The sequence below is a fragment of the Xanthomonas sp. NCPPB 2586 genome (assembly GCF_041475775.2).
Classification (GTDB): Bacteria; Pseudomonadota; Gammaproteobacteria; order Xanthomonadales; family Xanthomonadaceae; genus Xanthomonas; species Xanthomonas campestris.
In genome coordinates this window covers 3,014,472-3,039,922 of the sequence record NZ_CM192981.1, presented here as the reverse complement: position 1 = coordinate 3,039,922, position 25,451 = coordinate 3,014,472, and the positions used below count along the sequence as shown (strand labels likewise).

The window sequence follows — 25,451 nt, the reverse complement described above, 5'->3', positions numbered from 1 at the left end:
GGATGCTGAGCCAAGAAAAGGGTATGGATGACTGCCTCTACACGCCTAAGAGCGCGTGGGTTGCTGCGCTCTGATTCTAGGTAATCTAAAGCCAGATTGAGAGCGTCTGTCAAAGTGCAGCGGCTCAAGGAAAAGTCGATAAGCTTTCCAGGAAGTATTGGTGTCGCGTCGAGAAAGCCCCTGTCTGTTGTGGTCAGGCGCATGCCGGTTAAGAACGATAAGCACCACACTACAAACACGAGTTCTTCTTGGCTTTCGCTTTTGCGAAGCGTCAACACGTGAGTTTTGGGAAGCCCGAAGGTTCGCGCGCTGTAAGGCATTTCACGATTGCCCCCCTTTAGGGATGGTCTGATCAACGGCGTCGGAGGATGAGCCCAACTACATCGGCCAGGCTGACGGCGCTCAGATCCTCGATTTTTTTGCCGTTTCCGGCGCGTTTGCAGGGTGTTGCCTGCGTTACAGGCGCACGCTCCCCATAGCAGGCAATAACTGCTTTCGCTTCATCCACAGGTTTGACAGCGCAAACAGCGTCAGCACCTGCGCGGTGTTCTTCGCCAGGCCGCGATAGCGGACCTTGGTGTAACCGAACTGGCGCTTGATCACCCGGAACGGATGCTCCACCTTCGCGCGCACGCTGGCCTTGAAGTGTTCCCAACGCTGTTCCCGAGCACGCTCCCGCTTGTTGCCGATGGCTTGAAGCACCGAACGCTTGGCAGCAATGAAAAATGCAGCCTCGCAGTCCTGCAGTTCTTCGCGCTTATCCGCACCGGTGTAGCCGCTGTCGCCAAACACGCTGTCTTCTTTGCCATGCAGCAACGTGTGCGTCACCGTGACGTCGGCGACGTTGGCGGCCGTGCAATGGACGTGGTGCACCAACCCGGAAAACTCATCCACGCCGATGTGCGCCTTCATCCCGAAATACCACTGATTGCCCTTCTTGGTCTGATGCATCTCGGGGTCGCGCGCATGGTCGGCGTTCTTGGTCGAACTGGGCGCCGCGATCAGCGTCGCATCGACGATCGTGCCCGACCGCAGGCTCTGGCCCTTGCGCGCCAGATGCGCGTTGACAGCTTCCAGCATCCGCGCGGCAAGGCCATGGGTCTCCAGCAGGCGGCGAAAGTTGAGAATCGTGGTCTCGTCCGGAACGTTGTCCAAGCCACCGAGCTGGGCAAACCGCCGCAAGGTCGGGATCTCGTGCAGTGCTTCTTCCATCGCCGGATCGCTCAACGCATACCACTGCTGCAGCAAATGAATCCGCAACATCGTCGCCAGTGCGTACGGCTGCCGACCTGGCCGGCCCGACACGGGATAGTGCGGCGCGACCAGCCCGAGCAATTGCTGCCACGGGACGACCTGCTCCATCTCGGCCAGGAAGATCTCCCGGCGCGTCTGCTTGCGCTTGCCCAGGCCCTCAGCGTCACCGAACGTCAGTTGCATGGATCACCCCTCAACATCAGGCGGGTAGTGTCGCGTATCTGTGGTGCGTTGTTCAGAGGTTCCTTAGGACTTGTTGCGCTCCAGGATAAAACCACCCTTTGACCACGTTCGGGTCGCCTCGAACATCAGCCACAATTTCTTTGTGGTCAGGAAGTGTTTTTAAAATAAACCGCCTGGTCTTTATGTTGCAGACCATAGGGTAGTATCCGAACTCCGCTGCAACTCCGTTCGGAGGTGTGGTGATTGATTTTTTGATACGCCCAGGGTTTCCTAGACATCTCAAGGCCATGGAAAATGGTCGATTCGGAGGTGTCTATGAGCAGCAAGCGGTATACGGATGAGTTCAAGATCGAGGCGGTCCGGCAAGTGACTGATCGTGGGTTCAAGGTGGCAGAAGTCGCCGAGCGGCTGGGTGTCACGACGCACAGCCTGTACGCCTGGCTGCGCACGTTCGGCAAGTCTGGCGTGGTGCATCGCGCCGAGGTGGACCAGAGCGCCGAGGTTCGGCGGCTGAAGGCAGAGTTGCGTCGAGTGACCGAGGAGCGCGACATCCTAAAAAAGGCCGCCGCGTACTTTGCCAAGGGGTAAAGGCAAAGTACGCCTTCATGCAAGCCCACTGCGGGGAATTCAGGGTGTGTGCAATGTGCCGGGTATTGCGGGTCAACCGGTCGGGTTATTACGCCTGGTTGTGCTCGCCCAACAGTGAGCGCGCCAAGGAAGATGATCGCTTGCTTGGACTAATCAAGCACCACTGGCTGGCCAGCGGCAGTGTCTATGGGCATCGCAAGATCACCACGGATCTGCGCGATCTGGGTGAGCGTTGTAGTCGTCATCGGGTGCATCGGCTGATGCGCACCGAGGGACTGCGTGCCCAGGTGGGCTATGGTCGCAAACCGCGCTTCCATGGAGGAATGCAGTGCAAGGCGGCGGCCAACCTGCTTGACCGACAGTTCGACGTGACGGAGCCGGACACGGCCTGGGCGAGCGATTTCACCTTCATCCGCACGCATGAAGGCTGGATGTATTTGGCTGTTGTGATCGATCTGTTTTCCAGGCAGGTCGTCGGCTGGGCGATGCGCGATCGGGCCGACACCGAGTTGGTCGTGCAGGCGGTGTTGTCTGCGGTGTGGCGGCGCAAACCCAACGCTGGTTGCTTGGTTCATTCGGACCAAGGGTCTGTCTACACCAGCGATGACTGGCGCAGTTTCCTGGCGTCCCATGGCTTGGTGTGCAGCATGAGTCGGCGTGGCAACTGCCACGACAACGCACCCGTGGAGAGCTTCTTCGGCCTGCTCAAACGCGAGCGGATCAGGCGGCTGACCTATCCCACCAAGGACGCCGCTCGCGCCGAGGTATTCGACTACATCGAGATGTTCTACAACCCCAACCGCCGCCACGGTTCAACTGGCGACCTGTCACCTGTAGAGTTTGAACGGCGCTACGCGCAACGAGGGTCTTGAGTGTCTACGGAACCCTGGGCGTATCATTTCGATCACGATCAGCGTGCCATTTTTGAGTTTGGTCTTGGCTAAGATAACTTGTCTGAACTCTTATCCTAGTCTAAAGGGGAGCATTGCAAACATGGATCACTTCGAAGGCGTGGCGCTCGATTACCTCCGAGCGGACCGCGCGCTGTTCGTCAACAGCCAGTGCTGCATCCAGCTCAACGAGGGGGCAAATCCCGACACCAGCGGCCCGCATTGGTATTGCGATGCGGTTGCTGTGAGCTTCAAGGAGCAGGCGGCCTACCTCTGCGAAATCAGCTACGCAGCCCGGGCCCCTCCCTTGATTGCTCGCCTGAAGGGATGGAACGAGCACTGGGCTGGCATCAGGGGGGCCCTTGAGCGAGACAGCGGTGTGCCGCTGGGGTGGTCCGTCAGGCCTTGGCTGTTTGTGCCGCAGGCGCACGCGGAGCGGCTGCGCGCCAGCATCGCAGGATTTGGCAACCTTCCCAGCCCCCGCATCACGTTTTTAGAGGACGTGGTGCCCTGGCGTTACCGCTCCTGGAATCGCGGTGCATACACCGATACGACCCCATGACCCCGCTGACTTTTAGCGCTTCAAGTTATGCCCTCCTGCAAGCGACCACGCAGTGCTGGAAGTGCGCAAAGGCCATTGCTGTCACCACGGTGTGGGTGCCGTTCTTCATCGACAACGAGGGTGTGGAAGAGCCAGACGACGAGCCCGAGGTGGGTGGCACGGCCATACTGGGCTACATCAGGGCGCTGGACCCAGGCACAGCGGCGCACATCCAAGAGGTCGCACAATGGCTCAAGCCGGGGCGCTCGGAGACCGCGAACGCGACCTATTGGGCCAACCACTGTGAAGTATGCGGGGCCATTCAAGGCGACCACTTCGTCAGGGGCGTGGACGGGCCGCTCTTTCCCCAGGATCAGGCTGGCCTGGACGCGTTCCAGGTCATCGCGGGCCGCGGCCCGTTGAGCGCGCAAGCTTCCGCATCCCAGTCCGGGTGGATGGACCTGGTGGCGAAACGTTTGGGCTGAAATCAGGACCCCGTCCCCGCGTAATGGTTGATGTCCCGTCACTTCTGTGCGGCCGTGACCTGGTCGCGCCGGAGATCCCTCGGGAAGCTTGGCGCTCTTGGATGACGGCTGGCTCAGAACTTCCTGACATCCCGTCGGGCGCGAGACCCATGGTTTCAGGAATGCCAGAAGCGCAATCTGATTCTGCCGGACGCGGGACCGATGGTCGCTCACCTCGCGGGACGCTTGAGCAGCCTCATGCCGGCACCCTGTAAGAAGCTCACTCGCGACATCATGGTGAGTCCAGGTCTCATTTGGTGTTATGGCGCTGAAGAGGCGAGAAAATTGGACTCGCATTCGCATCTTTATCGTTCGCTGCTTCGGCAGACCGTTGCTCCGATACGGACCTAAGTTTTTGCAAGATTAAGCTTGCGTGAAGCGAGCTGATCTGCAACGCTATCCTCCTTGGGACTGCGCTTACGCAGCTGTAATGGAATTACGAGAAGGTGAGATGGGCAACAAAGCAGTAACGCTAAGTGCAGCCGCACTGGCAGTCGTAGTAGGTGGCATCATCTGGACGCACGAAGCGCGTAAGGACGAAGGGTCAACGCAGGGCATCTCCCAGAATCAGATTCCCAATGCAGCGAACGAATCAGTCAAGGATCGGGCCCCGTCTCAGTCGGTTGAAGGCGGCGTCGATCTTCGGAATGACTCTCGTGTTCGACATCCGTTCCCAGAAGTGCCGAAAACTAGAGACGGGATGAGCTTCGATAACGACCCGGGCTATGCCGAAAGTAAGGCCGAGCAGAAGTGGCTGGATCGTCATGGCTTTCCCAATGAAAAGCAGCTCGACGCCTACATGGGCGCGCCAGAGGCCCTGCTGAAGCAGGCCTCAGAGGCAGGGGATAAGGTCGCGCAGACGATCTTAGATGCGCGATTACTCGCTTCTGATCCTATGGCGCAACAGCGTCTGGTAGACGCTGGTGCGGAAGGAAACCTTTTCGCTTTGAATATGCTGGCGTCCTTCCAAGGCGGCAGCGCAAGCGGGGATCCTGTTGCTGCGTATGCCGTGTCGCGTGTGGCGGAAATGCGTGGAGATACTCGTGCGTCTGTTACTCGGGAAGTGATGATGTCTAGGTCACTTTCAACAGAGCAAAGAATGCTCGGGGAGTCTGAAGCCCTGCGACTCAACGCTGAAATAGACCGGATCTATACGTCGAAGCATGGCAGGGCACTGGTATTGGATAAACGTCCAATCGGTCAGTAGGTTTATGTGGTTAATTGTTTTTTAAAAAAAGGAGTAGGGCGTAAATGGGAATTATGAAGAAAGCTGGCGTCGCTGCGATGTCTCTGACGGGGCTTATGGGGGCTGCATTTGCGTGCTCGGAACTCCCGATGCCGCCACTGGTGCCAATTCAGGTGCCCTTGACGCAGCTGCCAAAGTTTAGCGACAGCAAGAATCCCGCCAATGCCGTTTTTATGGATAGGCTTGATTCGGCAGCATCCAAACTGCTGGGTGAGGGGAATTGGGTCGCAAACTCATATAAGGGTTATGTTTCCTACACCGTAAAGATTCTCAACTATACTGGCCGGGGCATGGTCTACATTGAGAAGCCTTGCGGAAAGAAGGCAAAGGAAATGGCCGAGAAGATTGCTCAGCAGCCTTCGAGCGGCGGCGGTGGTGGCGGCGGCTCCGCTGGAACCGGCGGTGGTGGTGGTGGAGTGCTGATCGGCGGCGGTTGCTACGGCTCTTGCGGCGGCAGAATTCCGACGGGTGATGTGGGTCCCATCGAAACCCTGCCGAGCTGAGATCAGGTCGAGCTTTTCTAAGAACGCCCCAGTTCAAAGCTGGGGCGTTTTTCTTTGTCACCAGGTGATTCTCGTTCTTCAAAAGGTGAGAGGAACCAGGTGGCGCTGGTGAGGTTGAAAGCGTTTCGTTGGCCTACACGTTAGGGCTCGGTGGGCGTTGCCAGGCTTTGAGAAGCTCCCCCATGGAATGCTTGAGCAGCGTCGTGCCGGCACCCTGCAAGAAGTTCGCTTTCGCTGTCCTGACGATGCTAAGTCTCAAGTGGTGCGACGACACTGCCGATACTCGAGCCCATGGACAGAGCCGGTCTCGCCGTCACCTTGAGCGTCTGGATGCTGCGGTGCCGACATTACGGGCCTCCAGTCCCGACCGCCGCCACTTCTGGCAAGCCTTTGCCAGCATGGCCGCCGCCATCGAGAGCAAGGCAGCGACGAGCGAAGACGCGCAGTTCGTCGGCCGTCGGGCCGAGGAAATATTGTCCTGGCACGGACTGGAAAACATGGCCGAGCACGTCTGAGTCCATTGGTGCTGCCTTGGTCCATCCCGAAGCTTGCGTGCTGCTCATGCGCAGTCATAAGGGCTTCAGGCAAGCACAGGTCCGCAGTAGGCTCATCACTGGCTGCAAAACCCAGCCATCGCCTGCTGACAACATCAGTCGCCCCCCTCAATCCGCACGCCGTTTGGCCCGTAAGCCTTGTTGGCATGCATGCTGTTTTCTCCACCCGCGCTGGGCCTCTTGAAGGGAATCTTGGCTTCGCTGTCCCGACCGCAAGGGCGAGCCTCCTCCTCGACGCTGGCGCTCTGTTGCGGCCCTCCGCTGCGCGCCTAACGGTGCTCACTCCCGGGTGCGGTCGAGCCTAACGCTTCGCCTGTCGGTTCCCACGAGGCGCACAACGCGCTGGTGGAGACAAACCGATGAAGCGCACCCAAGACCGAGCAGTCCAATATCAACTTGAGATGGACGAGGAGGGGATTCTCCTCGCTGCCGCGACCATCTTGGAACAGCGCCTTCAACGCCAAGGCCGCATCCACAGCCCCGACCAAGCCGGCGACTACCTGGTTGCCCGCTGCGCTCACCTGCCGCACGAAGTCTTCGGGGTCGTCTTCCTCGACACCAAGCATCACATCCTCGCAACCGAACATCTCTTCAGCGGCACCATCGACGGGTGCGATGTCCACCCGCGAGTCGTAGCAAAGCGTGCCCTGGACCTCAACGCCGTCGCCGTCATCCTCTTCCACAACCACCCGAGCGGGAATCCAGAGCCCAGCGAAGCCGACCGCAAAGTCACCGAGCGCCTGAAGCAGGCGCTGGCGCTGCTCGACATCCGCGTCCTCGACCACCTGGTCATCGGCGGTCGGCAGCACACCAGCCTGGCCGCAAGGGGGTGGGTATAGCCCCTCCATTGGCTTATGGGTTGGGTCGGCACAGCGGCCGAGTTAAGCTCTTTCTGTCAGCTGAGACCACAGCGCACGGACGGGATAAAACGCATGTCATCAACAACGCCCAATCAGCCGACGGCCGGGAGCTTCTACATGTTTGAAGCGGACATGGAGAGCAACAGGCAGCCCTGTGGGGTGAGGTTCGACAATGTCCGCCACCTGCTGTCCCCTCCGAGGTTGATCCTGCGGCCGGAGGAGGGAGGATTTCCCACGCTCCGCGAAACACCGCAGCTGACCTACGACCCCAAAACAGGTCCAGCCCCGCGCGATCTAGAGCCGGGATTCAGCGGTTACTGGTTGGTTTCAGAGCGACTCTACGATGCCATGGTTTTGGTGGATTCCGACGCCTTTGCCTTCGCGGAGGTGGATTACCGCTTGGCCGATGGAACCAAAGGTCCGCGCCACTTTTTGTGCGACATTGTTCGCGAGCTTGATGCCTTGGACGAAGTTGCCTCGAGGCTTCAAATCAAAATAGACGACGACTATGTCAATGGCAAGTTCTACTCGGTGGGAGGAGGGGCCAGCTTGGCCTTTAGACAGGAAGTCGTGGGTCAAGCCCACGTATTCCTTACGCCCTTTAGCTCATTCGTGATTTGCGACCGGGCTTTCAAAGACGCGGTCCATGACGCGGGGATTCCTGATGATGCGGGTGAAAGCGGCATCTCTTTTATCGACGCATCGGGTATCGAGCTGCCCTGAGGCGCAAAAAACAAGAGAAGTCAACCGCACAACCAAGCAAATTGGAGCAATTTGACTATGAAGTTCGACATTATCCGCGAGCAGACAAGGCTTTCTCTCCCTGCTGATGACTTCTACCTCTACCGCCTTGGAGTCGCGCTCTACGGCTTCGCATCGATCACGAGTTTCATGATTGAGATCATTTGCCGTCTTGTTCCTAATGGGAGCCAGGACGAGCTCAGTGCTCTAGAAGCAGGGAAATTGTGTGGTAAGTTAGAAAAGGCACTAGCAGATGCTAATAGCAGGGGTATTTACACCGAAGAAGCAGGAGGGATGGCACTTCGCCTTATCAGAAGTCTCAATAAGGACCGCTCTCACTTTGTACATGCTTATCCAATCACCAACGGAGAGAATGCCCAGATACTTTATCGGCAGCCCAAGCATGGCCAGAGTTTTGAGGTTTCCAACTCGTTCCTCGATCAGTTCATTTCAAGGCTGCATGACGCGAGTAGTAAGCTCTATGAGATCCGCAACGTCCTCGATCGGGTGTGATAAGCTGATTTCCTGCAGAAATTATAGAAGTTGGCGATATCGCCGGCCTCTATTACCGCTAATCAACCGACGATGTCGCCGCGCTTTAGCTTGTTGTCCCATTCGTCGTTGAAGGTTTTCCAGTTCTTCTCCAGCCAACTTCTAACGTTAGCGTGGCTGCGGACGTTAGAGGGGAGCTTTATTTTAATGAGCCATTCCGTCTTTTTTCCGCTGTTTTTCTGCTTTAGGTTGTGCTGCTCGGCAAAACGATTAATGAAGTCCAAAACTTCGTAACCCTCGGACCGACTGAGTAGTGTGCTGTCGGGGGCGCCAACGACGTGAGGATTGTCGCCTTCCAACGCTTTCCAGGAATATTCGTGTTGAAGATCGGTTTTCTTCAGCAAAGGCGCCTTTGAAGTATTTTCTTTTTCTTTATCTGCCATGATGGAAATCCCTGATACTTCGGTTAAGAGGGTGTTCTAACCCACGGGAGGCAAACGCTCAGGCCGCTTTTACAATTTTGCCTGCACAAATGATAGCCAGCGATGCACGATATAGTGTCGAACCTGTGTCAGGCGTAAAGCACATCTGCGATTTCAGACAGCGCCTTGTGGTGTTTTGGCTCATCAGGTTGCACGATGTCGTCGTAGATTTTGATAGCAATCGACTTGACCAAGTCTGTCTTGGACAGCAGCGTATCTTCTCTAATCTTCTCGATTCGGCCATCAATGACGCCATTGAATTTCATTGATAGGCGTCTTTTCGGCACTGTTTTAGACTTGAGCAGGACAGAAGTGCCGTTGATGAGGCGCTTAAGTTCACCAGAATCTTCTTCCCCAGCCGCGTAACGGTTGACGTAATAGACCAGCAGTTGCTTTCGGAAATCAGGACTCGGGTGAGCAGTCACGCGCACAATGGCCGCGTCTAATGCATCTACGAACGTGGCCGGGATGTTCACTTCTAGCGAGTGCTCTACTTTCTTTCGCGCAGCTGCGATTGCTGGGGTTGACTGAGCTGGGATGAGAATCGCATCGCCACACACGTCACAAGTGCCGACCAATACGTTCTGCACCACTCCATTGCCGTCTCGGAACGGCACGTCTCTGTAACCAAAGGTAGTCATTACTCTGCCGTCTCGATGGCAGAGAGCGCTTTTTTTGTCGCCAGGCATGAAAAATTTCATTTGTGGGATCTCATTTTACTGATGAACGCTAATAAAGACTGTGTCGGGGTCAAAGTAGAATTTCACATACCAGGCCCTACACTTGATTACGTGCACCTCAATGGAGCTGTCTTGATGATGAAGGCTGCTGGAGTGATTTTTGCCACTGCTCTTTTTGAGCACTTTCGCAACTTCCTGCGGACTCACCTTGCCTGTTTTAAGCAGGTTCTTGTCATCAATGTCTGCTCGACCGTCGTGGGCGTAGTCGCCTGAGAGCAGTCCCGCAACGACCTTCTGTTTTACTGCCTTAAACCCCATATTGAACTCCATTTCAAGCTATACGAATTGTTTCGTATTGTCAAGCTCTTGCCTTCCATCGCCACTGTGAGCGATCAAAGCATCGAGCACGCTATTCTGTTCAGGCACCAAAGGCTTCTCGCGTCTAACCTAGGCGTAGGTAAGTCGTAGCAATGCCCCCAGTTCCAAAATGTAGGTTAAACCATCAGGAATTTTAAGTGGTTCGTGGTCTGGTCCTAAGGTGCGAGACCAAAAGGACAGCTGCCAAGCCGTCCGGTCGATCTTTTAGCGTCTGACCGTTGCTGGTGCAGCATCCTGAACGAGCTAGGCGCCCCCTTGCGCTCGCCTAATGGGTCGTTGGAGGTTAGGGCCATATTGGCGTCAGGAGGAATTCGTCCTGCGCTTGAGTAGACGAAGCCGGGCTGAGGTAGAGCGAGCTGCGGCAAGTCGGAATTGAGCCCCGTTGTCTGCCCAAGTCCGCTATCGAGACGGTAGACTCTGCTCGACTGAGGTGGAGACCATACCCTGGTGGACTGGACGAGACGCAACGCATGGAAACAACGACGACCAATCAGCCTAAGAAAGGGGAGTTCTTCCACCTGCAGCCGGACGTTCGGCGAGGTGGCAAAGGCCATGGGGTTGTCTTTGAGAACCGAGACGCTCTCCTAACTCCACCAAGGCTAATTCTGAAGCCCAAGGACGGCGGATTTCCCGCTTTGCGCGAGATCCCACGCCTGGTCTACCACCCCAGTGAAGGCGTGCTTCCCGAAGATCTGGAAGGGGGATTCAGCGGCTACTGGCTGGTGTCAGAGCGCCTGCGTCGAGTGATGGAGACGGTAGATCCTGCGGCGTTCGCGTTTGCCGATACCGACTATCGCTTGGCCGATGGCTCGAAGGGGCCAAACGTCTACCTGTGCGATGTGGTCCGCACGGTGGACGCGCTGGATGAAGATACTTCTCACCTAGATATTAAGGTGAGTGAGGAATACGAAGACGGGAAATATTACAGCTTGGCGGGGGGCTCGCGACTGGCCTTCAAACGCGACGTGCTCGGGACGGCGCATGTGTTCAGGCTGCCATTTCACGGTGGGGTCTTTTGTGACCGGGTGTTCAAAGATGCTGTTAAAGCAGCCGGGATAGGCGCGCAAGGTAAATCGGATGGCCTCTGGTTCTACGACGTGGTCAACCGATAAGGCGAGCCACAAAGTCGCAAGGAAGGAGCCTGATCCATGCCGAACTACCGCACGCTTTTTCAGGACCACCACAGCATCGAGCAGCAGACGCTGAAGAACAGCGAGTTGCTTGATGAGTTGCAACGGGCGGGGAAGTTTGACATCCACGCACCGGAAAACCGACTGTTCTTGCCGGCCAACCCCGCGTTCGCTCAAACGATGGGCATCACGCCACATAGCGGCGGCCCTCTTAGCGCATACCAGTATGGGCTGCTTGATCACCTTGAAGATCTTTACGCGTCCCGAGATGGACAAGCCATGTTGGAGGGCGACCCAGCGGCAATGGACCGCGTTGTCCAGCGCGTCGAGCACCTACGCGATACCGTCAAAGTAGGCCTAATCAACGGCGACTTGAACACCAATACGCCGGTTGGTTTAACCCCTCCGCAGACCAACCAGAAGGTTCAAGACTTTTTCCGCGATATCCCGACCTATCAGCAGACCCATGCCCAACAGATTGAAGCTCTGAAAGGATTCACTGGAGTGGATCACGGCTGGGGTGCCGTCGCGCACTCTGAGTCGCGCATCGTCGCCACGCTCAACCAAATCCAGGTTAGCAATAGCGCAATTATCCGGGGCGGGGATATCCAGCTTCAGCGCAGCGGGCTGTCCCTTGCCCTTTCCAATGCCCACCACGATGGGCGCGTGGTTTTTTCAGAGCAAGGCATCCTCAAGGTCGAGCAGACCCTGGGCGAGGAGGCCGCACATAACCTGCGCGTCCCCCGAGGCCAGAGGGGTGGCGTATCCATGGAACTGCTGCTGGGCGAAGCATCGGCCAGCAGCTTGGTGCGTTCGGGCGGCTTGCTGGCCACCGGCGCCGATGCGGTGTTGACCGCCCGCCGTTCGGCCGAGTTGCTGGAACAAGGCAATGCCACCGCCGCCCAGTCCGAAGTCGCCCATGCATTGGCCCGCAACGTCGGCGGTTGGGCCGGTGGCGCGTCCACGGCAGCAGCGCTGGGTGGTAGCGGCTTTGTGCCTGCGGCCTTGGTTGTGGGCGACGCGCTGTTGATGAGCAAGGCGTTCGACAAAGGCGCCGATTTGCTGGACAACCGCGCCATCTACCACCAGACCGACAAAGCGGGCGTGGAGTGGCAGTTCAACGGTCGCAACTGGCAGCGCGAAGCCGCCATCGACCTCGCCCAGGATGGCCGCCGCACGTCGGGCGAGCAGCCCGTGGTCGCCAGCTATGAAAAATCGCAGGAACTGGGCGCTCTGGCCAACGCCAAAGCGGTGGAACTGGCGCTGGGCAAGGTCCCGACGCCCCAGGACCCGTTCAACCTCCCTGCACGGGCAAGCGATCAGGTGGGATTGGACAACCAGAATTGGCAGCGCAATCCCGAGCGTCAGACCTGGGAGCGCCAAGTCAGGACCACGGCCTCTGGAACCGATGAGATTGGCAGCTATGCCCTCCAACTCGCACCCCCGGAACGCGTGCAGCAGCTCAATCAAGAGGCGCTGGCACGCATCGAGACCAACGTCGCCACCGGGCGCGAGGCCATTGCGGCCGCATACATCGAGAACCATGCCGCGCAGCGAGCCCAGGCCTACGGAGTCGAGGTGCCGGCAGCCGTCCAAGCCGCCCGGGCCAAGTCAGGCGCGGTGCTGGGGTCGGACGCTCAGCTTTACCAGCGCACCGAGTCAGGCCAGTGGGCGGGCAAGGATGGCGTCGCCAGCGGCAACCTGGCGGTAGAGCTGGAACTGACCGACCAGATGCGGCAGCCCTCGTTGGAGCGCTCCCAGGAAGCCTTGACCGCGATCCAGGCGCTTCCCGCGCCCACAGCTACGCAGATGGAGCACAACGAGCTGCTGCACCGTTACCGGGCTGCAGGCGTTGATTTGAACGTCAACCCGCAGACCCAGCAGGCCGTGGAGCTGGCCTCGCAGCGGACCAGGGACGCCAGCGGCATCGCCGGACCGACCATGCAGCAACTCCAGCGCAACGAGTCCGGGCAATACGGCTATGACAGCCCCATCGTCCACCTCCAGCGCGGCAGCGATGGCGTCGCTCGGGTGGTGGCCGTCACCAGCAGCGACGACATCCGTCAGGCGCTGAATGAGGCGCAAGGCAATCGGCGAGAATTGCCGCCCCTTGCGCGAGCGCCCGAGGCGACGGGGGAGACAGACACCTCGACCTCCGACTCGTCCAATCCGCAGCAGGTGCTCTACATCCAGGCACGCATGCAGGCTTCTGTCGCCGCGCAGGCGCGACAAGAACGCGAACAGCAAGATCGTCTCGCGCAAGAGCAGCATGCCGCGCAGGTGCGCGAGCACCTCCATCAGGCACAGCCTGAGCGCGAAGATCAGTCGCAGAGCGAGCAGGCAGTCCAGGCGCACGCGATGCTGGAAGGTCAACGCCAAGCGGAGCAGCAACGCGAACAGGAAGACCACCAGCAACAGGAGCGTCAGGCACACACCAACCAGCAACGCGAGCTACAGGAGCGTGAGGGTAGGGAAGTCCAGCAACGACAGGCGCAGGAACGCCAATCCGAGGACAACCAGCAGCGGGAGCAGCAAGACCGCCAGGCTCAAGAAACCCGGCAAGTTGAGGTGCAGGAAGCTCAGGCTCAGCAAACACATGATCAGCAGCAACAAACTCAAGGACTCGAACCGCGGCAGGCCTCGCCGCAACTGGACACTCAGCCGCACGCTCCAGATGCTGCGTTGGTTCAACAAACGCCACGACCCGAGTCGCAGCAGGAAGACGCACGCGAGCAGCCACAGATGCGGAACCAACAGGCACACGAACATCTGGCTCCTGACGCACCTGACCCACTGAAGCAAACGCACAGTCCAGGCGACGCGCGGCCGCATCAAGCACAAGAAGCGGAACGCGCGCTGGAAATGTCGGCGGTGGAGAGTCGCGCCGCCGCGCGCCTTCAAGTGTCTTCATCCGAGGACCCGGAATCCGGTAACCAATTTTCGCAAGGCGCGGAGGCCGATGCGGTGCCTCCAGCGCTGCCTCCCAGCGTGCAAACGCAGCAAGCGGAGATGGAGCAAGCGTCGGTCCGTCAGCAAGACGTGGCCCGTAAGCAGGAGGCAGAGCAGGTTCGCGTGATGGCCCAAACAGCGCCTGCGACAGCAGAACCGTTGATTGCGTCGCAGCCCCCTGCGCCTACCACTCTTGAGCGAGCAGCTGAGGCACGGCAGGCGAGTCCTTCAGACGTCTCTCCCATCGACCATGGGGCGGCTGTGCTGCCCGCAATAAATCTCGCGCAAGCACACGGGCAATCGCTGGGAGGCAGCGCAGAGAATCGTTTTCCCACGGAGCCAGCAGACGTGGAAAGCCAGCAGGCCCAATCGACCCCGGCGCAGGACCGCAGCGCCGCAGATCCGGGCGGTGCCCTGTTCCTGGAAGAGACCATGCGCTCGTTGCGCCAACTGCAACAGGAGATTGAGGCGGCGGATCGGGAAGACGAACGTTTCCATCAAGAATGGAAGGAGTATCGCGAGCGCGGAGAACCCTATCCCTTCGTTCGCGACGGCGCGCGGGACCAGGAGAGTGGGAGCATTGATGCATTCAGCGCGCACCAACCAAGTCGCCGCTCTCCCAGCGAAGCTGCTGAGCAAACCGATGCCTTCCCATCTTTAGCTCAGCGCTTCGCCGGTCCAGGAGGAGGCGATGCCCCAAACGATTCGTCGAAAGATGAGCGGAAATCGATCACGGGCGATCCCGACGTGGATGAGGTGCTTTATGCGCTCGACAGCAAGAACGAACTGGCGATCGAGCAAGCGCTGAACCGGGTGGCCAACAGCGCAGCGACGCAGGCGCTGTTGAAAAAAGGCAACGATTTCCTGGAGGCACAGGCCCAGCAGGAAGCCCAGGAGCACGTCGCCACGCGCCAGGCGCTGGGAATGGATGTCTCAGCGGAGATCAACACCAGCCGCGGGCCGGTCATGGTGATGACGCTGCCAGAGTTTGCCAAGGGGCCGATGCAGAGCGGTCCCCAAGGGGATGGCGGTGGAGGTGGAGACGGCGGAGGAGGAGGGGGCGGTGGTGGTGGAGGCGGTGGTTAGTCAAAATCGCTTCCGTGACCAGCCGAGTTAGGAAACCTCATGGACAAGCAAGACGCTGCCGCAATGGCGGAAATGATGGCCACGTTGAATGCATCGAACGCCTCGTTGCAGGAGACGGTCAAAGTGCTAACGACGCTGGTGGCATCCATGCAGCAGCGCGAACAACGGTTGCGCGATGTGGTCACCGAGCAACTCCAGGTGCTCCAGAACGCGGTGGGCAGCGCTGATTCCAAGGTCAATCGGGTGCTGGAGAACGCACTGCCGAGGCTAACGCAGCTGACCAATCAAGCGTTGACGCAGACGCTGGAGCCAGCCGCCAAGCGGTTCAACAAAGAGATGGCCCTTGCGGACGAGACGTTGCAGCAAGCCACTCGGCGTTACACGCAGGCCCAGCAATCCTTGGAAACGCGGATCACGCGGCGCATGGGTATGGCGTCCGCCACGATGCTCGTGGCGGGCGTCTTAGGGCTGAGTGCGGTGGCTTACTCGGTCGGCATCATCAACGAGAAGCGAACCGAACTCGCACAGCTTCGTGCCTCCATCGACTACATGGACCGCGTCTCGCGCGCTGACCTAGCTCCCTGTGGCGAAGGCCGGCTCTGCGCCACGCTTGAGAAGAACGGGCCGCGTTACGGCAACCAGAGGCAATACAGAGCGGTCAGCCTGCGCACTGCGCCGGCCGCGCGATGAAGTTTGCTGATTGTGGCCAGGTGGAAGAAAGGGTCAATTTTTCAAGGAGAAAGCGATGATTCCAATTTGTCCAACGTTGATTGGTAAAACTTTAGGTAGTGAGGAAATTTATATGGTTTCCGACTCTGTTTTTCAATGGGATGCTTACCAGTCAAAGCAATCTATGGAGGCTGATCATCTCAAGCATTTGAGCGATTTGCTCAAAAAGCAGAATCCACAGTTAGCATTCGAGACACTTGGACCAAGCCTTGATCCGCCTGATTTTTTCATATCTAGGGATGGGGTGCGGAGCGGGATTGAATTGACTGTTTGGCCCGCAGAGGATCGGATACAAAGAGCTGAATTCTTCTCAAAGTTGCAAGATAAACTTCTATCTTTGTATGAGTCCGGTAGGCTGAGGGGACTCGTTGGCATGGAGTTTCGGTTAAAATTTAATGGTTTAGGGGGTAAACCGACAAGGCTTTCTGACTCGGTTCTTTATGATTTGGTCGGTCAAATTGAAGGTTGTGCAGATAGTCGCCCCAATGCCATTGATTTTTTTGGCGATGATTCCCCCCCGATGCCGAGTGGGAGCGTGGTTGGTTCCGGAGTTGACTGGTCTGTCACTGCAGTAGCGGACATTCCCTTTCATGGAAGCGATTTTGCAAATCGAACAGGTTTTGAGATCTCTGCTGGTCAGCAGAGCAACTTAAGTGACCTGCCCCCACTGAGCCGTACCAGCTGAAGCTATAAAGTCCGTGAACCCAAGAGGACGGACATGAAGAAGAGCAGATTCAGCACCGAGCAGATCATCGGGTTTATCAAACAGGCCGACGCGGGCATGGCCGTGGCAGAGTTGTGCCGTCGGCATGGTTTCAGCCCGGCCAGCTTTTATCAGTGGCGGGCCAAGTACGGGGGGATGGAGGCCGACGAGGCCAAGCGGCTGAAAGAACTGGAGGTCCAGAACACTCGATTGAAGAAGTTGCTGGCCGAGGCGCACCTGGACATCGAAGCGCTGAAGGTTGGCTTCGGGGTAAAACGCTAGCCCCGCAACGCAAGCGCGAGGCAATCCGACGAATGCTCGAACACACCCCGTTGAGCGAGCGCCGGGCTTGCCGCCTTGCGGGGCTGTCCCGCGATGCTTTCCGCCACGCACCCGTGCCGACGCCAGCCACGCAGGCGCTGTCGGCGCGGCTGGTCGAGCTGGCCCAGACCCACCGCCGCTTCGGCTATCGCCGACTGCATGATTTGTTGCGCCCGGAGTTTCCATCCGTGAATCACAAAAAGATTTATCGCCTGTACGAGGAAGCCGAGCTGAAGGTGCGCAAACGGCGCAAGGCCAAGCGTCCGGTGGGTGAGCGGCAGAAACTGCTGGCGTCCTCCATGCCGAACGACACCTGGAGCATGGACTTCGTGTTCGATGCGCTGGCCAACGCACGCCGCATCAAGTGCCTGACCGTGGTCGACGACTTCACTCGCGAGAGCGTGGACATTGCCGTGGATCACGGCATCAGCGGGGCTTACGTAGTGCGCCTGCTCGATCAGGCGGCGTGTTTCCGTGGCTATCCACGCGCGGTCCGCACCGACAATGGCCCCGAGTTCACCAGTCGCGCCTTCATTGCCTGGACGCAGCAACATGGCATTGAGCACATCCTGATCGAGCCGGGTGCCCCCACGCAGAACGCCTACATCGAAAGCTTCAACGGCAAGTTCCGCGACGAGTGCCTCAACGAGCACTGGTTCACCTCGTTGGCACAAGCCCGGGACGTGATCGCAGACTGGCGACGCCACTACAACCAGATCAGGCCGCACAGCAGTTGTGGTCGCATCCCGCCGGCACAGTTCGCCGCCAACTACCGTACACAACAAGCCAACAACGCAGTACCCTTCAACCCCGGGCTTTATCAGTAATCACTGGTACGGACGATGGGGGCAGGTCACTCGAACAGCACTAATACCCACTGTGTCGCGATACCGTTTTGCTTGGATAACCACCTTCCCACCGAGCACCGGACGGGTATCGAAGGCCACTGCATCCACGCCTCCATCGCGAGAGCTGCGGGTGAGCTTAGTGTCGAGGCCCATCTTCGAAAACAGATTCGCCACCAGCACCTCAAACTCTCCTGGAGTCAGTTCTAGCAGATTAGGCCGCGATTCGAGTGTGGAGAGCACATCCCCCTGCTCGATGAAGCGCTTATCCACCATGTCGAAGTCGATGATAGGTTTGATTGCTTGGAGCTCGTCTGGACGATTGGAGACCTGGGCGCCTAAGTTCCGAAGGCACGGGATCTTCTCTACACGTTCCAAGCGGAGTTCCAGAAACGCTATCTTTGTTGTGCGAACTGAAACCACCGGGACTCGCAACTCGCGGCCGCTGGCGGGGTCGTGCGTGTCGATCATGCCGTTGAAGGTGACCAGCGATAAAGCGTTCGCTTGATCTGCCTCGAAAACTTCGTGCAGGGTTCGAAGCGCAATTGAAGCAATAATGTCCTGATAGAGTGCTTTGATCTCCGCCGGCTTACGGGCCTTGGATTCAATGAGATCCTTCGTCTTGACGTAGCGGTATTCAGCATCTGCAGGAATCGTTGATATTTCTGGTAAATCGTATTCGATGACAAGCTCGGACGAGTCCTGGCCATAAGCAAGTTTGAAGACCTGGGGGAAGCCCTCGGACGGATATTCTGAGCGTGTCAAAACCATCTCGTTGTAGGCCACGATCGCATCGGCATCGTGCGCCATGTAGGCCGATTGGAGAGCATCTATCTCGGTGTCGCGACGTTTGACATCGGCTTCGTAGACTGCTCGTTCCTTTTCGTATTTGGCCTTCAGGCCGGCAACACGATTGCTTTTGGCTCTTTCTTTTTCTTCAAAATCGTTCAGCACGAGCCTATGCGCCGCTGTTGCTTTCGCTACAGCTGCGGCATGACGACCAGAGGCACCCGGAATGAACCGATAGATGCCCGTGGGGAGCGGAACTGGCTGCATCTCGGGAGGGCGAGCAGGTTGCAGATCCTTTGGTGTCTCGAACCGTTCAAAAGGCTCGACATGCCGAAGACTTGCAAAGTCGATGGTGTCGTCATGAGACAGCGTATGGGCAAGGATTCCACGCAAGTCCTCCATGCGGTCGGCAAGCTCTGCGTTGAGGTCATCCACCTCTCCCTGGCGGTCATCGAGGTATTCCGCTTTGGCTCGCTTAGCCGATTCTTTTTGTTCACGGTCGAACGCACGTTGATCGCGGACTTGCTGTGCCGCAGCCATGCGAGCATGGCGCTCCAATTGCCTAAAATGCGTTTGACGCATGCGCTCCTGGCGCTTGCGTTCCCTCTCAGCGCTTGCCGCAGCTCGTCCAGCTGCGCGGATGAATCCTTCCAAGCCTGTCCGTCTCCCCATACCGTCCCCCTTGTTTTGTCTGATCTTGAAAGCGTTGCGAGTACCATCCTATCGTTGCTCAACGCAGCTTTAGATTCAGCGCACTAAATTTCCCAGCGGCTGACCAAAGTGAGCGATTACCAATCACGTAAACGGCTTCCTTGGCTCGGGTGACTGCGACGTTGAGCAGGTTCGGCGTCGAACCGGCCCATTGCCGGGCGCCATTTTGGCCAGGGTCCGGGGCCCCTAGAACGATGATGACGGCCTCCGCCTCTCTTCCTTGGACAGTGTGGACGGTGCCAATCCGCTCGGATGGCCACTTGGAGGAATTTTCCACCCAGCCTTGCAAGACGCCGTCCTGCTTCACCAGCTCTCGAAGGCCATCTTGAACGGCGACAAAGGGCGTGACGATGTAGAGATCAGGGAGAACCGCGTTGTTTCTCAAAGTCCTGAGAAAAAGCAACAGTTGCTGGCCTTCCTCCGGTGAGAACTTGTCCCGCGCACTTCCAAGCACGTCTATCCAATGGGAGTTGCCCAAGACATCTCGAATGCTCGAGCCCTTAGGGGGCTTTGCCTGGACCATCAACCCGCCATAAGCAATTGTGTTGGAAATCTCGAACATCGGCGACGCACACCGACGGTGGACGAGCAGGGGAGATCCCACCGTCCGGAATCCACCGGCCGTATCGAACGTGGCGCAATAGTCTCCAGCCTCGTCGGCCAAGGTTTGAGCCGACGCATTTGGGGCTCCGAATTTGTCAGGGTCGGCATCAAACTCGCGAAGGACGGCAGCAGTCAGCACGTCAGGCAGCGGAACGACTGGCTCAACTTGCTGCGGATCGCCCACGACCACTGCTCGCTGACATCGAAGCAGGGCACCTACGACTGCTTGCGGCGTCGCTTGCCCTGCTTCATCCACCAGAAGCCAGCCAAAGGTTTCCTGGGGAAGACGTCCCAACATTCGCTCGACGGAAGCAAACGTTGTTGAAATGACCGGCACGACCAGGAACAAGCTGCTCCATAGATGTCCGCTCAAGTGCTGTCGGTCTGGTGGAATGTTGAAGTTTCCTCCGACCAAGGCGTTGATGTTATGGAGAAGGGGCTTTGCTGCTGCGTCGATGAAGGCCCGATGCACTTCCATGGCTGCTTCGAAGACCTCCATTCGAAGCTTCTGTAGCTCACTGTCCAGCCAGGGCACGGCCAGCTGCTTCTGCTCGTGCGGCAGTGAAAGGAAATGCTCGTCCAGCACGTGAGCTCCAGCGCCGATCTGCACCTCGTGGCACTGCTGCTCCGTCGCTTCGCGTTTCTTACTGGCCTTTTCGAGTTCCTGTGAAGCAATCACTGCTTGCTGCCCAGCTGCCCGCGCCAAACCATCTGCCTTGGATTGGGCTTCTACAGCGATGCCCCTCGCCGTCTTTGCGATGTCAGCCTGATGTTTGAGAGGCCCATGCGTGACCTCCCAAGATTTGGCGGACTGGGCACCAAAAAGACGCCTTAGAACCTGTTCACGATCTTTCCTGAGCAGTGCAGACTATGCGGATGCGCCAAAAGACCTATCCGAGTGACATGAGCCGGGAGCAGTTCGAACACGTGCTGCCGATCCTGGAACAAGCGCGTAAGCGCACCAAGCCACGCCGTGTGGATGTGTATGAGGTGTGGTGCGCAGTGTTGTACGTACTGCGAACCGGTTGCCAATGGCGAGCGTTACCCAGCGACTTTCCGAAGTGGCGGACCGTGCACTCGTACTTTGCCAAGTGGAGCGAGTGCGACGATGAGGGAGTGAGCCTGCTGGAGCAGGCACTTAAAAAATCAGGTTGGCGTGGCCCGCGCCAGACAGGAGCGCAACGCCTGCACCAGGTTCTTGATCGTGGACGCGCAGAGCGTAAAGAACACGGACACAGCGGGGCAAAAGGGATATGACGCGGGCAAGAAGGTGTCGGGCATCAAGCGGCATATCGCTGTTGATACTCAGGGATTGCCCCATGCGCTTGACCTGCCCCCAACTGAGCCGTACCAGCTGAAGCTATAAAGTCCGTGAACCCAAGAGGACGGACATGAAGAAGAGCAGATTCAGCACCGAGCAGATCATCGGGTTTATCAAACAGGCCGACGCGGGCATGGCCGTGGCAGAGTTGTGCCGTCGGCATGGTTTCAGCCCGGCCAGCTTTTATCAGTGGCGGGCCAAGTACGGGGGGATGGAGGCCGACGAGGCCAAGCGGCTGAAAGAACTGGAGGTCCAGAACACTCGATTGAAGAAGTTGCTGGCCGAGGCGCACCTGGACATCGAAGCGCTGAAGGTTGGCTTCGGGGTAAAACGCTAGCCCCGCAACGCAAGCGCGAGGCAATCCGACGAATGCTCGAACACACCCCGTTGAGCGAGCGCCGGGCTTGCCGCCTTGCGGGGCTGTCCCGCGATGCTTTCCGCCACGCACCCGTGCCGACGCCAGCCACGCAGGCGCTGTCGGCGCGGCTGGTCGAGCTGGCCCAGACCCACCGCCGCTTCGGCTATCGCCGACTGCATGATTTGTTGCGCCCGGAGTTTCCATCCGTGAATCACAAAAAGATTTATCGCCTGTACGAGGAAGCCGAGCTGAAGGTGCGCAAACGGCGCAAGGCCAAGCGTCCGGTGGGTGAGCGGCAGAAACTGCTGGCGTCCTCCATGCCGAACGACACCTGGAGCATGGACTTCGTGTTCGATGCGCTGGCCAACGCACGCCGCATCAAGTGCCTGACCGTGGTCGACGACTTCACTCGCGAGAGCGTGGACATTGCCGTGGATCACGGCATCAGCGGGGCTTACGTAGTGCGCCTGCTCGATCAGGCGGCGTGTTTCCGTGGCTATCCACGCGCGGTCCGCACCGACAATGGCCCCGAGTTCACCAGTCGCGCCTTCATTGCCTGGACGCAGCAACATGGCATCGAGCACATCCTGATCGAGCCGGGTGCCCCCACGCAGAACGCCTACATCGAAAGCTTCAACGGCAAGTTCCGCGACGAGTGCCTCAACGAGCACTGGTTCACCTCGTTGGCACAAGCCCGGGACGTGATCGCAGACTGGCGACGCCACTACAACCAGATCAGGCCGCACAGCAGTTGTGGTCGCATCCCGCCGGCACAGTTCGCCGCCAACTACCGTACACAACAAGCCAACAACGCAGTACCCTTCAACCCCGGGCTTTATCAGTAATCACTGGTACGGACGATGGGGGCAGGTCACAATCGCGGTGACGACGGCGGAGGTGACCGACCGCAAAGGTGCGCTGCAGGCGTTGGAGCGCTGCCAGTCAAATTTGACGCATGTACAAAGCTTACTGTGCGACAGCGGTTACACCGGCGTACGGTTTGCCGACGGCGTGCGAGAGATTTTAGGCGAGCAGCTCACGGTGCAGATTGCCAAGCGCAGCGAACTGCACACCTTCAAGGTCATGCCCAAGCGATGGATCGTCGAGCGTAGTTTTGCTTGGCTGGAGAAGAACCGAAGGCTATGGAAGAACTGCGAGCGCAAACTCAACACCAGCCTGCAGTTCATCCATTTGGCCTTCTTGGCACTATTACTCAGAAGATCGTGAACAGGTTCTTAGACTGAAAAAACTAGGTCGCTTTTGCGCATGATGGGACAGCGCGGTCTCACACTGCTGTAGCGCCAAAGTTGCGGTCTGTGTATCTCGAACCAAGGCAGCAAGCAGCGACTGTGCCTGGTTGGCATGACTGGATGCCTCCAGATGTTGTTGGCGTTTTGCCTTCTCTTCTTCCCGCAGCTTGGGCAGTTGGATCAAGGCGCGTCGCAAGTTTTCCAGCTGAGACAACCGCGTGGAGCACGCACTGGAGAGTTGCTTGAAATGCTTTCGAGCACGCTCCCAGCGGTCTTGGGCTTCCTTTGGAGTAGATGGCGCACTGCAAAGTTCGGCCAGGCCCTCGGGAGACCCGTCTTCACGCGGTGCGATGCCGCTGACCTGTTTGAGGTAGCGTTCAAGGGAGCGTGGCGAGTCTCCCCAAAATTTCTTTCGGAACGCAGACCGATTGGATGCATTGCCGAGGACCGCTGTCATCAACCCCCATGCCTCGCGGTCCAATAGATCAGAAGCCAACGGCGCGAAATAGCGCAGGAGGGAGTCGCCGGGAATCGCTTGCATCGATGGCATTTCTGCACTGACGTTCTCGACGGCCTTGTTGTTCGAGCTGGCAACGATCATCTCGAATCCCCGCAAGCTGGCATCCAGCGCGTGAAGCTCCTGGGTCTCTCCCTTGGCCCTCTTTGTCCAACCGACTTTAAAAGCTTGGGTCGGGTCGGTGAACGCGCACATGGCTGTGGCTCGGCGAGTCAGCAAATCCGCCACAATGTCACGCAGCAGGGTGCTTTTTCCCGTCCCAGGTGGGCCATTGACGCCTAAAATCCCGGGGCCTCCGGACAAACGCCCCGCCGAGTTGACAGCAGCCTGCTGTAACAGGGCAGGGGTATGCGATGCAGGGGTGGGCCATCGACCCAGCGGCACATCGGCTGGAGCCAACGAAGCTTCCAGGGCGGCATCGTCTTTCAATAAGTCCCGTCGTGCTGCTGGCTTCTGGCTGCCCAGATAGAGAGACAACGCTTTGGGGAGTTCGCCCTTGTTGGCGATCTCTCGTGCCTTGGCCAAGTCGCGCAGGTAAAAGCTATTGAGAAGAAGCGGATCTGGAACAATCCGCAACGTGTAGTAGAGGTAATGGGCGACAGCGAATGTCGGGCCGCTTACTTGGTGTCCGGATAACCCAAGGGTGTCTACCAGCCAGGAAGAGGCGCGTTGTAGCGCTTCCCACGTCAGTGGAACTGGGGTCTCTGTTGATGAAACGCCCAACTGCTTGGTGAGGCCTTCGATCAGCCGCGGTTCTTGTTGGGTCCAGGCAGCCAAGTCCTTGAGCGACCCTCCCAGGGCGACAGGCAAGCCCCATCCGAACGCGGACAGCGAGACGGGTGCCTCTCCAGCAAGGATTCCTTCCTTGTCCACAAGCAATGAGGCAAGAACAACGTCACCTTTAACGCTCGGGCGTTCAAGACGGGAGTCTTTGAAGCGGTCGATCAATGCAGCGAAAGCGGGCGCGGCAGGAATGGTCGCCAAAACGATGTGGAAATAAATCTTCTGCCTGGGGCGCGAGCTCGCAGACCCTCTGTCCCAAGGCAGGCGGCCATCGCTGATGGAAACGATGGCGCGGTCTCCCTTCGCCAGGTCGATAGTGCGGTCATAGGTTTGGGGTGACAGGACCTCCAGCGCAGACCACGCAGCAAGCACATCCTTGGGGCGATTGGCATAAATTTTGGGGCGGTGTGCCGAGTCAGGCGGAGCCACGGGTGGAGACCAGAGCCTGTCCCTATCTCCGGTGGCACCTTCGGCCTGCGATGGGGGTGCAGGACGTTCTTGCTCAGCTTCCGGGCTCAAGCGAGCCAAGGTCTGCATCACCTCGACCTCCAACTCTTTTGCCCGTGCAGTTCTTCTAAACCCTAGTTCGGTCGCAATGGCGAGCAATACCGGGGATGCATTCTGGGATGTGGAAAACAGTTCCTCGAGCTGATCGATGGAGCTGGAAAGATAGGGACGGCTCATCCTTGACTCGGTGGTGATATGGCTTCGGTCCAGTTTACGCAGAGGAGCGGTGCCAGCGTCGATCTACCTCACAGGCAAGCGGGCGCTAGCAATCGAGCCAAGCCCGGCGCTATGATCGAGGAAACATTGAAAGGAAACCTGCCGAGCACGCTTTCTGCAAAGGATTAAATGGGTTAAGTCGGACGTGATCCGATCCCACTCTCTCCGCCAATCGTCTTGTGCGTTCGACCTCGACCGCCGCTAAGCCTCGAATAGTTAACTCCGAAGGCTCTCCTCCTGCTTCTCGACATCGCATTCGCGGAAGGCACGGTTCACTACCGCGTCTCTCGACATTTCTGCCACACATGCGTAGCGCGACTCCCAAGCAAGCAGCTGACGGGCCTCTCCGCACCCCAGATGGCCGGTATCTCGTAGTCTGCGGGCGCTTGTGGCGCGCGACCAATCCTGATCTACCGGCAGAAGCACGCGATGCGCTGGTGCATGCCTTGATGGACGCGCGACGTGCGGTCAAAGCGGCGCTACGTACGCGCGACGCGATGCAACGCAAAGCAGCGCGCGGTGAGGTGGATGCTGCAAAAACAGGACTCGGTGAGCGTGGGGCGGTCTGGTGGAACGACGGTGCACCCGATTTCAATCGTCACCTGATGCGGACGGCGCGGAGGAACCGGGGTGTACGGGGTACATGCCGATTCCGAGCACCGGCCGCGCCCGCCTGGCAGCTGCGCAGTCGTTTTGATCGCTGCTCTTAGTGGAGAG

General features: G+C 58.5%; 23 protein-coding genes and 2 pseudogenes. 18 read left to right on the top strand and 7 right to left on the bottom strand.

The features are described from left to right. Window positions 1-456: 456 nt before the first annotated feature. Window positions 457-1,437: an IS5-like element IS1646 family transposase gene (locus ACCQ09_RS13055; protein ID WP_012438063.1), complete on the bottom strand. Its 981-nt coding sequence runs from the start codon at window positions 1,435-1,437 to the stop codon at window positions 457-459. 315 nt (window positions 1,438-1,752) lie between these two features. Here ACCQ09_RS13055 and ACCQ09_RS13050 point away from each other — a divergent pair. The 9 genes from ACCQ09_RS13050 (at window position 1,753) to ACCQ09_RS13010 (ending at window position 8,397) form a co-directional block, all read left to right on the top strand. Next, window positions 1,753-2,897, top strand: a protein-coding gene (locus ACCQ09_RS13050) for an IS3 family transposase (RefSeq protein WP_087942080.1) whose coding sequence is annotated in 2 segments (ribosomal slippage) — window positions 1,753-1,990 and window positions 1,990-2,897 — 1,146 coding nt in all. Because the reading frame shifts where the segments join, the coding sequence is not laid out codon by codon here. A 121-nt stretch (window positions 2,898-3,018) separates the two neighbouring features. Next, a complete protein-coding gene (locus ACCQ09_RS13045) occupies window positions 3,019-3,477 on the top strand; it encodes a hypothetical protein (RefSeq protein WP_040941466.1) in 459 nt (152 codons plus the stop codon). Then, window positions 3,474-3,941: a hypothetical protein gene (locus ACCQ09_RS13040; protein WP_040941465.1), complete on the top strand. Its 468-nt coding sequence runs from the start codon at window positions 3,474-3,476 to the stop codon at window positions 3,939-3,941. The genes ACCQ09_RS13045 and ACCQ09_RS13040 overlap by 4 nt, the downstream gene beginning before the upstream one ends. A gap of 739 nt (window positions 3,942-4,680) precedes the next feature. Further along, window positions 4,681-5,187 (top strand): hypothetical protein, encoded by a 507-nt coding sequence (locus ACCQ09_RS13035; protein WP_322707481.1) that lies wholly within the window; start codon window positions 4,681-4,683, stop codon window positions 5,185-5,187. A gap of 44 nt (window positions 5,188-5,231) precedes the next feature. Next, window positions 5,232-5,729 (top strand): hypothetical protein, encoded by a 498-nt coding sequence (locus tag ACCQ09_RS13030; RefSeq protein ID WP_012438762.1) that lies wholly within the window; start codon window positions 5,232-5,234, stop codon window positions 5,727-5,729. A 326-nt stretch (window positions 5,730-6,055) separates the two neighbouring features. Next, a complete protein-coding gene (locus ACCQ09_RS13025; protein ID WP_194734445.1) occupies window positions 6,056-6,244 on the top strand; it encodes a hypothetical protein in 189 nt (62 codons plus the stop codon). Between the two features lie 398 nt (window positions 6,245-6,642). Further along, window positions 6,643-7,122, top strand: coding sequence for a JAB domain-containing protein (locus ACCQ09_RS13020; protein WP_011036798.1), 480 nt, complete (start codon window positions 6,643-6,645; stop codon window positions 7,120-7,122). A gap of 93 nt (window positions 7,123-7,215) precedes the next feature. Then, window positions 7,216-7,866: a DUF1629 domain-containing protein gene (locus tag ACCQ09_RS13015; protein WP_197708505.1), complete on the top strand. Its 651-nt coding sequence runs from the start codon at window positions 7,216-7,218 to the stop codon at window positions 7,864-7,866. Window positions 7,867-7,923: 57 nt separating this feature from the next. After that, window positions 7,924-8,397 (top strand): hypothetical protein, encoded by a 474-nt coding sequence (locus tag ACCQ09_RS13010; RefSeq protein WP_228428457.1) that lies wholly within the window; start codon window positions 7,924-7,926, stop codon window positions 8,395-8,397. A 62-nt stretch (window positions 8,398-8,459) separates the two neighbouring features. Here the strand turns inward: ACCQ09_RS13010 and ACCQ09_RS13005 are convergent, their stop codons facing one another. From ACCQ09_RS13005 to ACCQ09_RS12995, 3 genes are all read right to left on the bottom strand, one after another. Further along, window positions 8,460-8,819: a hypothetical protein gene (locus tag ACCQ09_RS13005; RefSeq protein WP_011036801.1), complete on the bottom strand. Its 360-nt coding sequence runs from the start codon at window positions 8,817-8,819 to the stop codon at window positions 8,460-8,462. A 128-nt stretch (window positions 8,820-8,947) separates the two neighbouring features. Then, window positions 8,948-9,559, bottom strand: a complete 612-nt coding sequence (locus tag ACCQ09_RS13000) for a hypothetical protein (protein WP_228428456.1) — start codon at window positions 9,557-9,559, stop codon at window positions 8,948-8,950. A 15-nt stretch (window positions 9,560-9,574) separates the two neighbouring features. Beyond that, window positions 9,575-9,856, bottom strand: coding sequence for a hypothetical protein (locus ACCQ09_RS12995; RefSeq protein ID WP_040942343.1), 282 nt, complete (start codon window positions 9,854-9,856; stop codon window positions 9,575-9,577). Between the two features lie 530 nt (window positions 9,857-10,386). Between ACCQ09_RS12995 and ACCQ09_RS12990 the strand changes: the two genes are divergently transcribed. From ACCQ09_RS12990 to ACCQ09_RS12970, 5 genes are all read left to right on the top strand, one after another. After that, complete coding sequence (locus tag ACCQ09_RS12990) at window positions 10,387-11,028, top strand: DUF1629 domain-containing protein (protein WP_011036803.1); 642 nt, start codon at window positions 10,387-10,389, stop codon at window positions 11,026-11,028. Window positions 11,029-11,064: 36 nt separating this feature from the next. Continuing rightward, window positions 11,065-15,081: a hypothetical protein gene (locus ACCQ09_RS12985; protein ID WP_040941460.1), complete on the top strand. Its 4,017-nt coding sequence runs from the start codon at window positions 11,065-11,067 to the stop codon at window positions 15,079-15,081. Window positions 15,082-15,120: 39 nt separating this feature from the next. Further along, window positions 15,121-15,771, top strand: coding sequence for a hypothetical protein (locus tag ACCQ09_RS12980; RefSeq protein WP_040941459.1), 651 nt, complete (start codon window positions 15,121-15,123; stop codon window positions 15,769-15,771). 55 nt (window positions 15,772-15,826) lie between these two features. Beyond that, on the top strand, window positions 15,827-16,495 hold the full coding sequence (locus ACCQ09_RS12975) for a hypothetical protein (RefSeq protein WP_162866381.1): 669 nt from the start codon (window positions 15,827-15,829) through the stop codon (window positions 16,493-16,495). 33 nt (window positions 16,496-16,528) lie between these two features. After that, window positions 16,529-17,661, top strand: a protein-coding gene (locus ACCQ09_RS12970) for an IS3-like element IS476 family transposase (protein ID WP_087942069.1) whose coding sequence is annotated in 2 segments (ribosomal slippage) — window positions 16,529-16,784 and window positions 16,784-17,661 — 1,134 coding nt in all. Because the reading frame shifts where the segments join, the coding sequence is not laid out codon by codon here. On the opposite strand, the gene ACCQ09_RS12965 is transcribed toward ACCQ09_RS12970, so the two are convergent. Both ACCQ09_RS12965 and ACCQ09_RS12960 read right to left on the bottom strand, forming a co-directional pair. Continuing rightward, window positions 17,662-19,122 (bottom strand): restriction endonuclease, encoded by a 1,461-nt coding sequence (locus ACCQ09_RS12965; protein ID WP_197708504.1) that lies wholly within the window; start codon window positions 19,120-19,122, stop codon window positions 17,662-17,664. It lies immediately after the preceding gene. A 76-nt stretch (window positions 19,123-19,198) separates the two neighbouring features. Beyond that, complete coding sequence (locus ACCQ09_RS12960) at window positions 19,199-20,461, bottom strand: DEAD/DEAH box helicase (RefSeq protein ID WP_228428491.1); 1,263 nt, start codon at window positions 20,459-20,461, stop codon at window positions 19,199-19,201. A gap of 197 nt (window positions 20,462-20,658) precedes the next feature. Here ACCQ09_RS12960 and ACCQ09_RS12955 point away from each other — a divergent pair. The 3 genes and pseudogenes from ACCQ09_RS12955 to ACCQ09_RS12945 all read left to right on the top strand — a co-directional run. Beyond that, window positions 20,659-21,127, top strand: a pseudogene (locus ACCQ09_RS12955) (IS5 family transposase); the annotation flags it as partial. Window positions 21,128-21,173: 46 nt separating this feature from the next. After that, window positions 21,174-22,306, top strand: a protein-coding gene (locus ACCQ09_RS12950; protein ID WP_087942069.1) for an IS3-like element IS476 family transposase whose coding sequence is annotated in 2 segments (ribosomal slippage) — window positions 21,174-21,429 and window positions 21,429-22,306 — 1,134 coding nt in all. Because the reading frame shifts where the segments join, the coding sequence is not laid out codon by codon here. 31 nt (window positions 22,307-22,337) lie between these two features. Beyond that, window positions 22,338-22,688 (top strand): annotated as a pseudogene (locus ACCQ09_RS12945) (IS5-like element IS1480b family transposase); the annotation flags it as partial. Here the strand turns inward: ACCQ09_RS12945 and ACCQ09_RS12940 are convergent. After that, window positions 22,671-24,695, bottom strand: a complete 2,025-nt coding sequence (locus ACCQ09_RS12940; protein ID WP_228427879.1) for a hypothetical protein — start codon at window positions 24,693-24,695, stop codon at window positions 22,671-22,673. The pseudogene ACCQ09_RS12945 and the gene ACCQ09_RS12940 sit on opposite strands and share 18 nt — an antisense overlap. 344 nt (window positions 24,696-25,039) lie before the next feature. On the opposite strand from ACCQ09_RS12940, the gene ACCQ09_RS12935 reads away from it, so the two are divergent. After that, window positions 25,040-25,444: a hypothetical protein gene (locus ACCQ09_RS12935; RefSeq protein WP_228427880.1), complete on the top strand. Its 405-nt coding sequence runs from the start codon at window positions 25,040-25,042 to the stop codon at window positions 25,442-25,444. The last annotated feature ends 7 nt before the right edge of the window (window positions 25,445-25,451 follow it).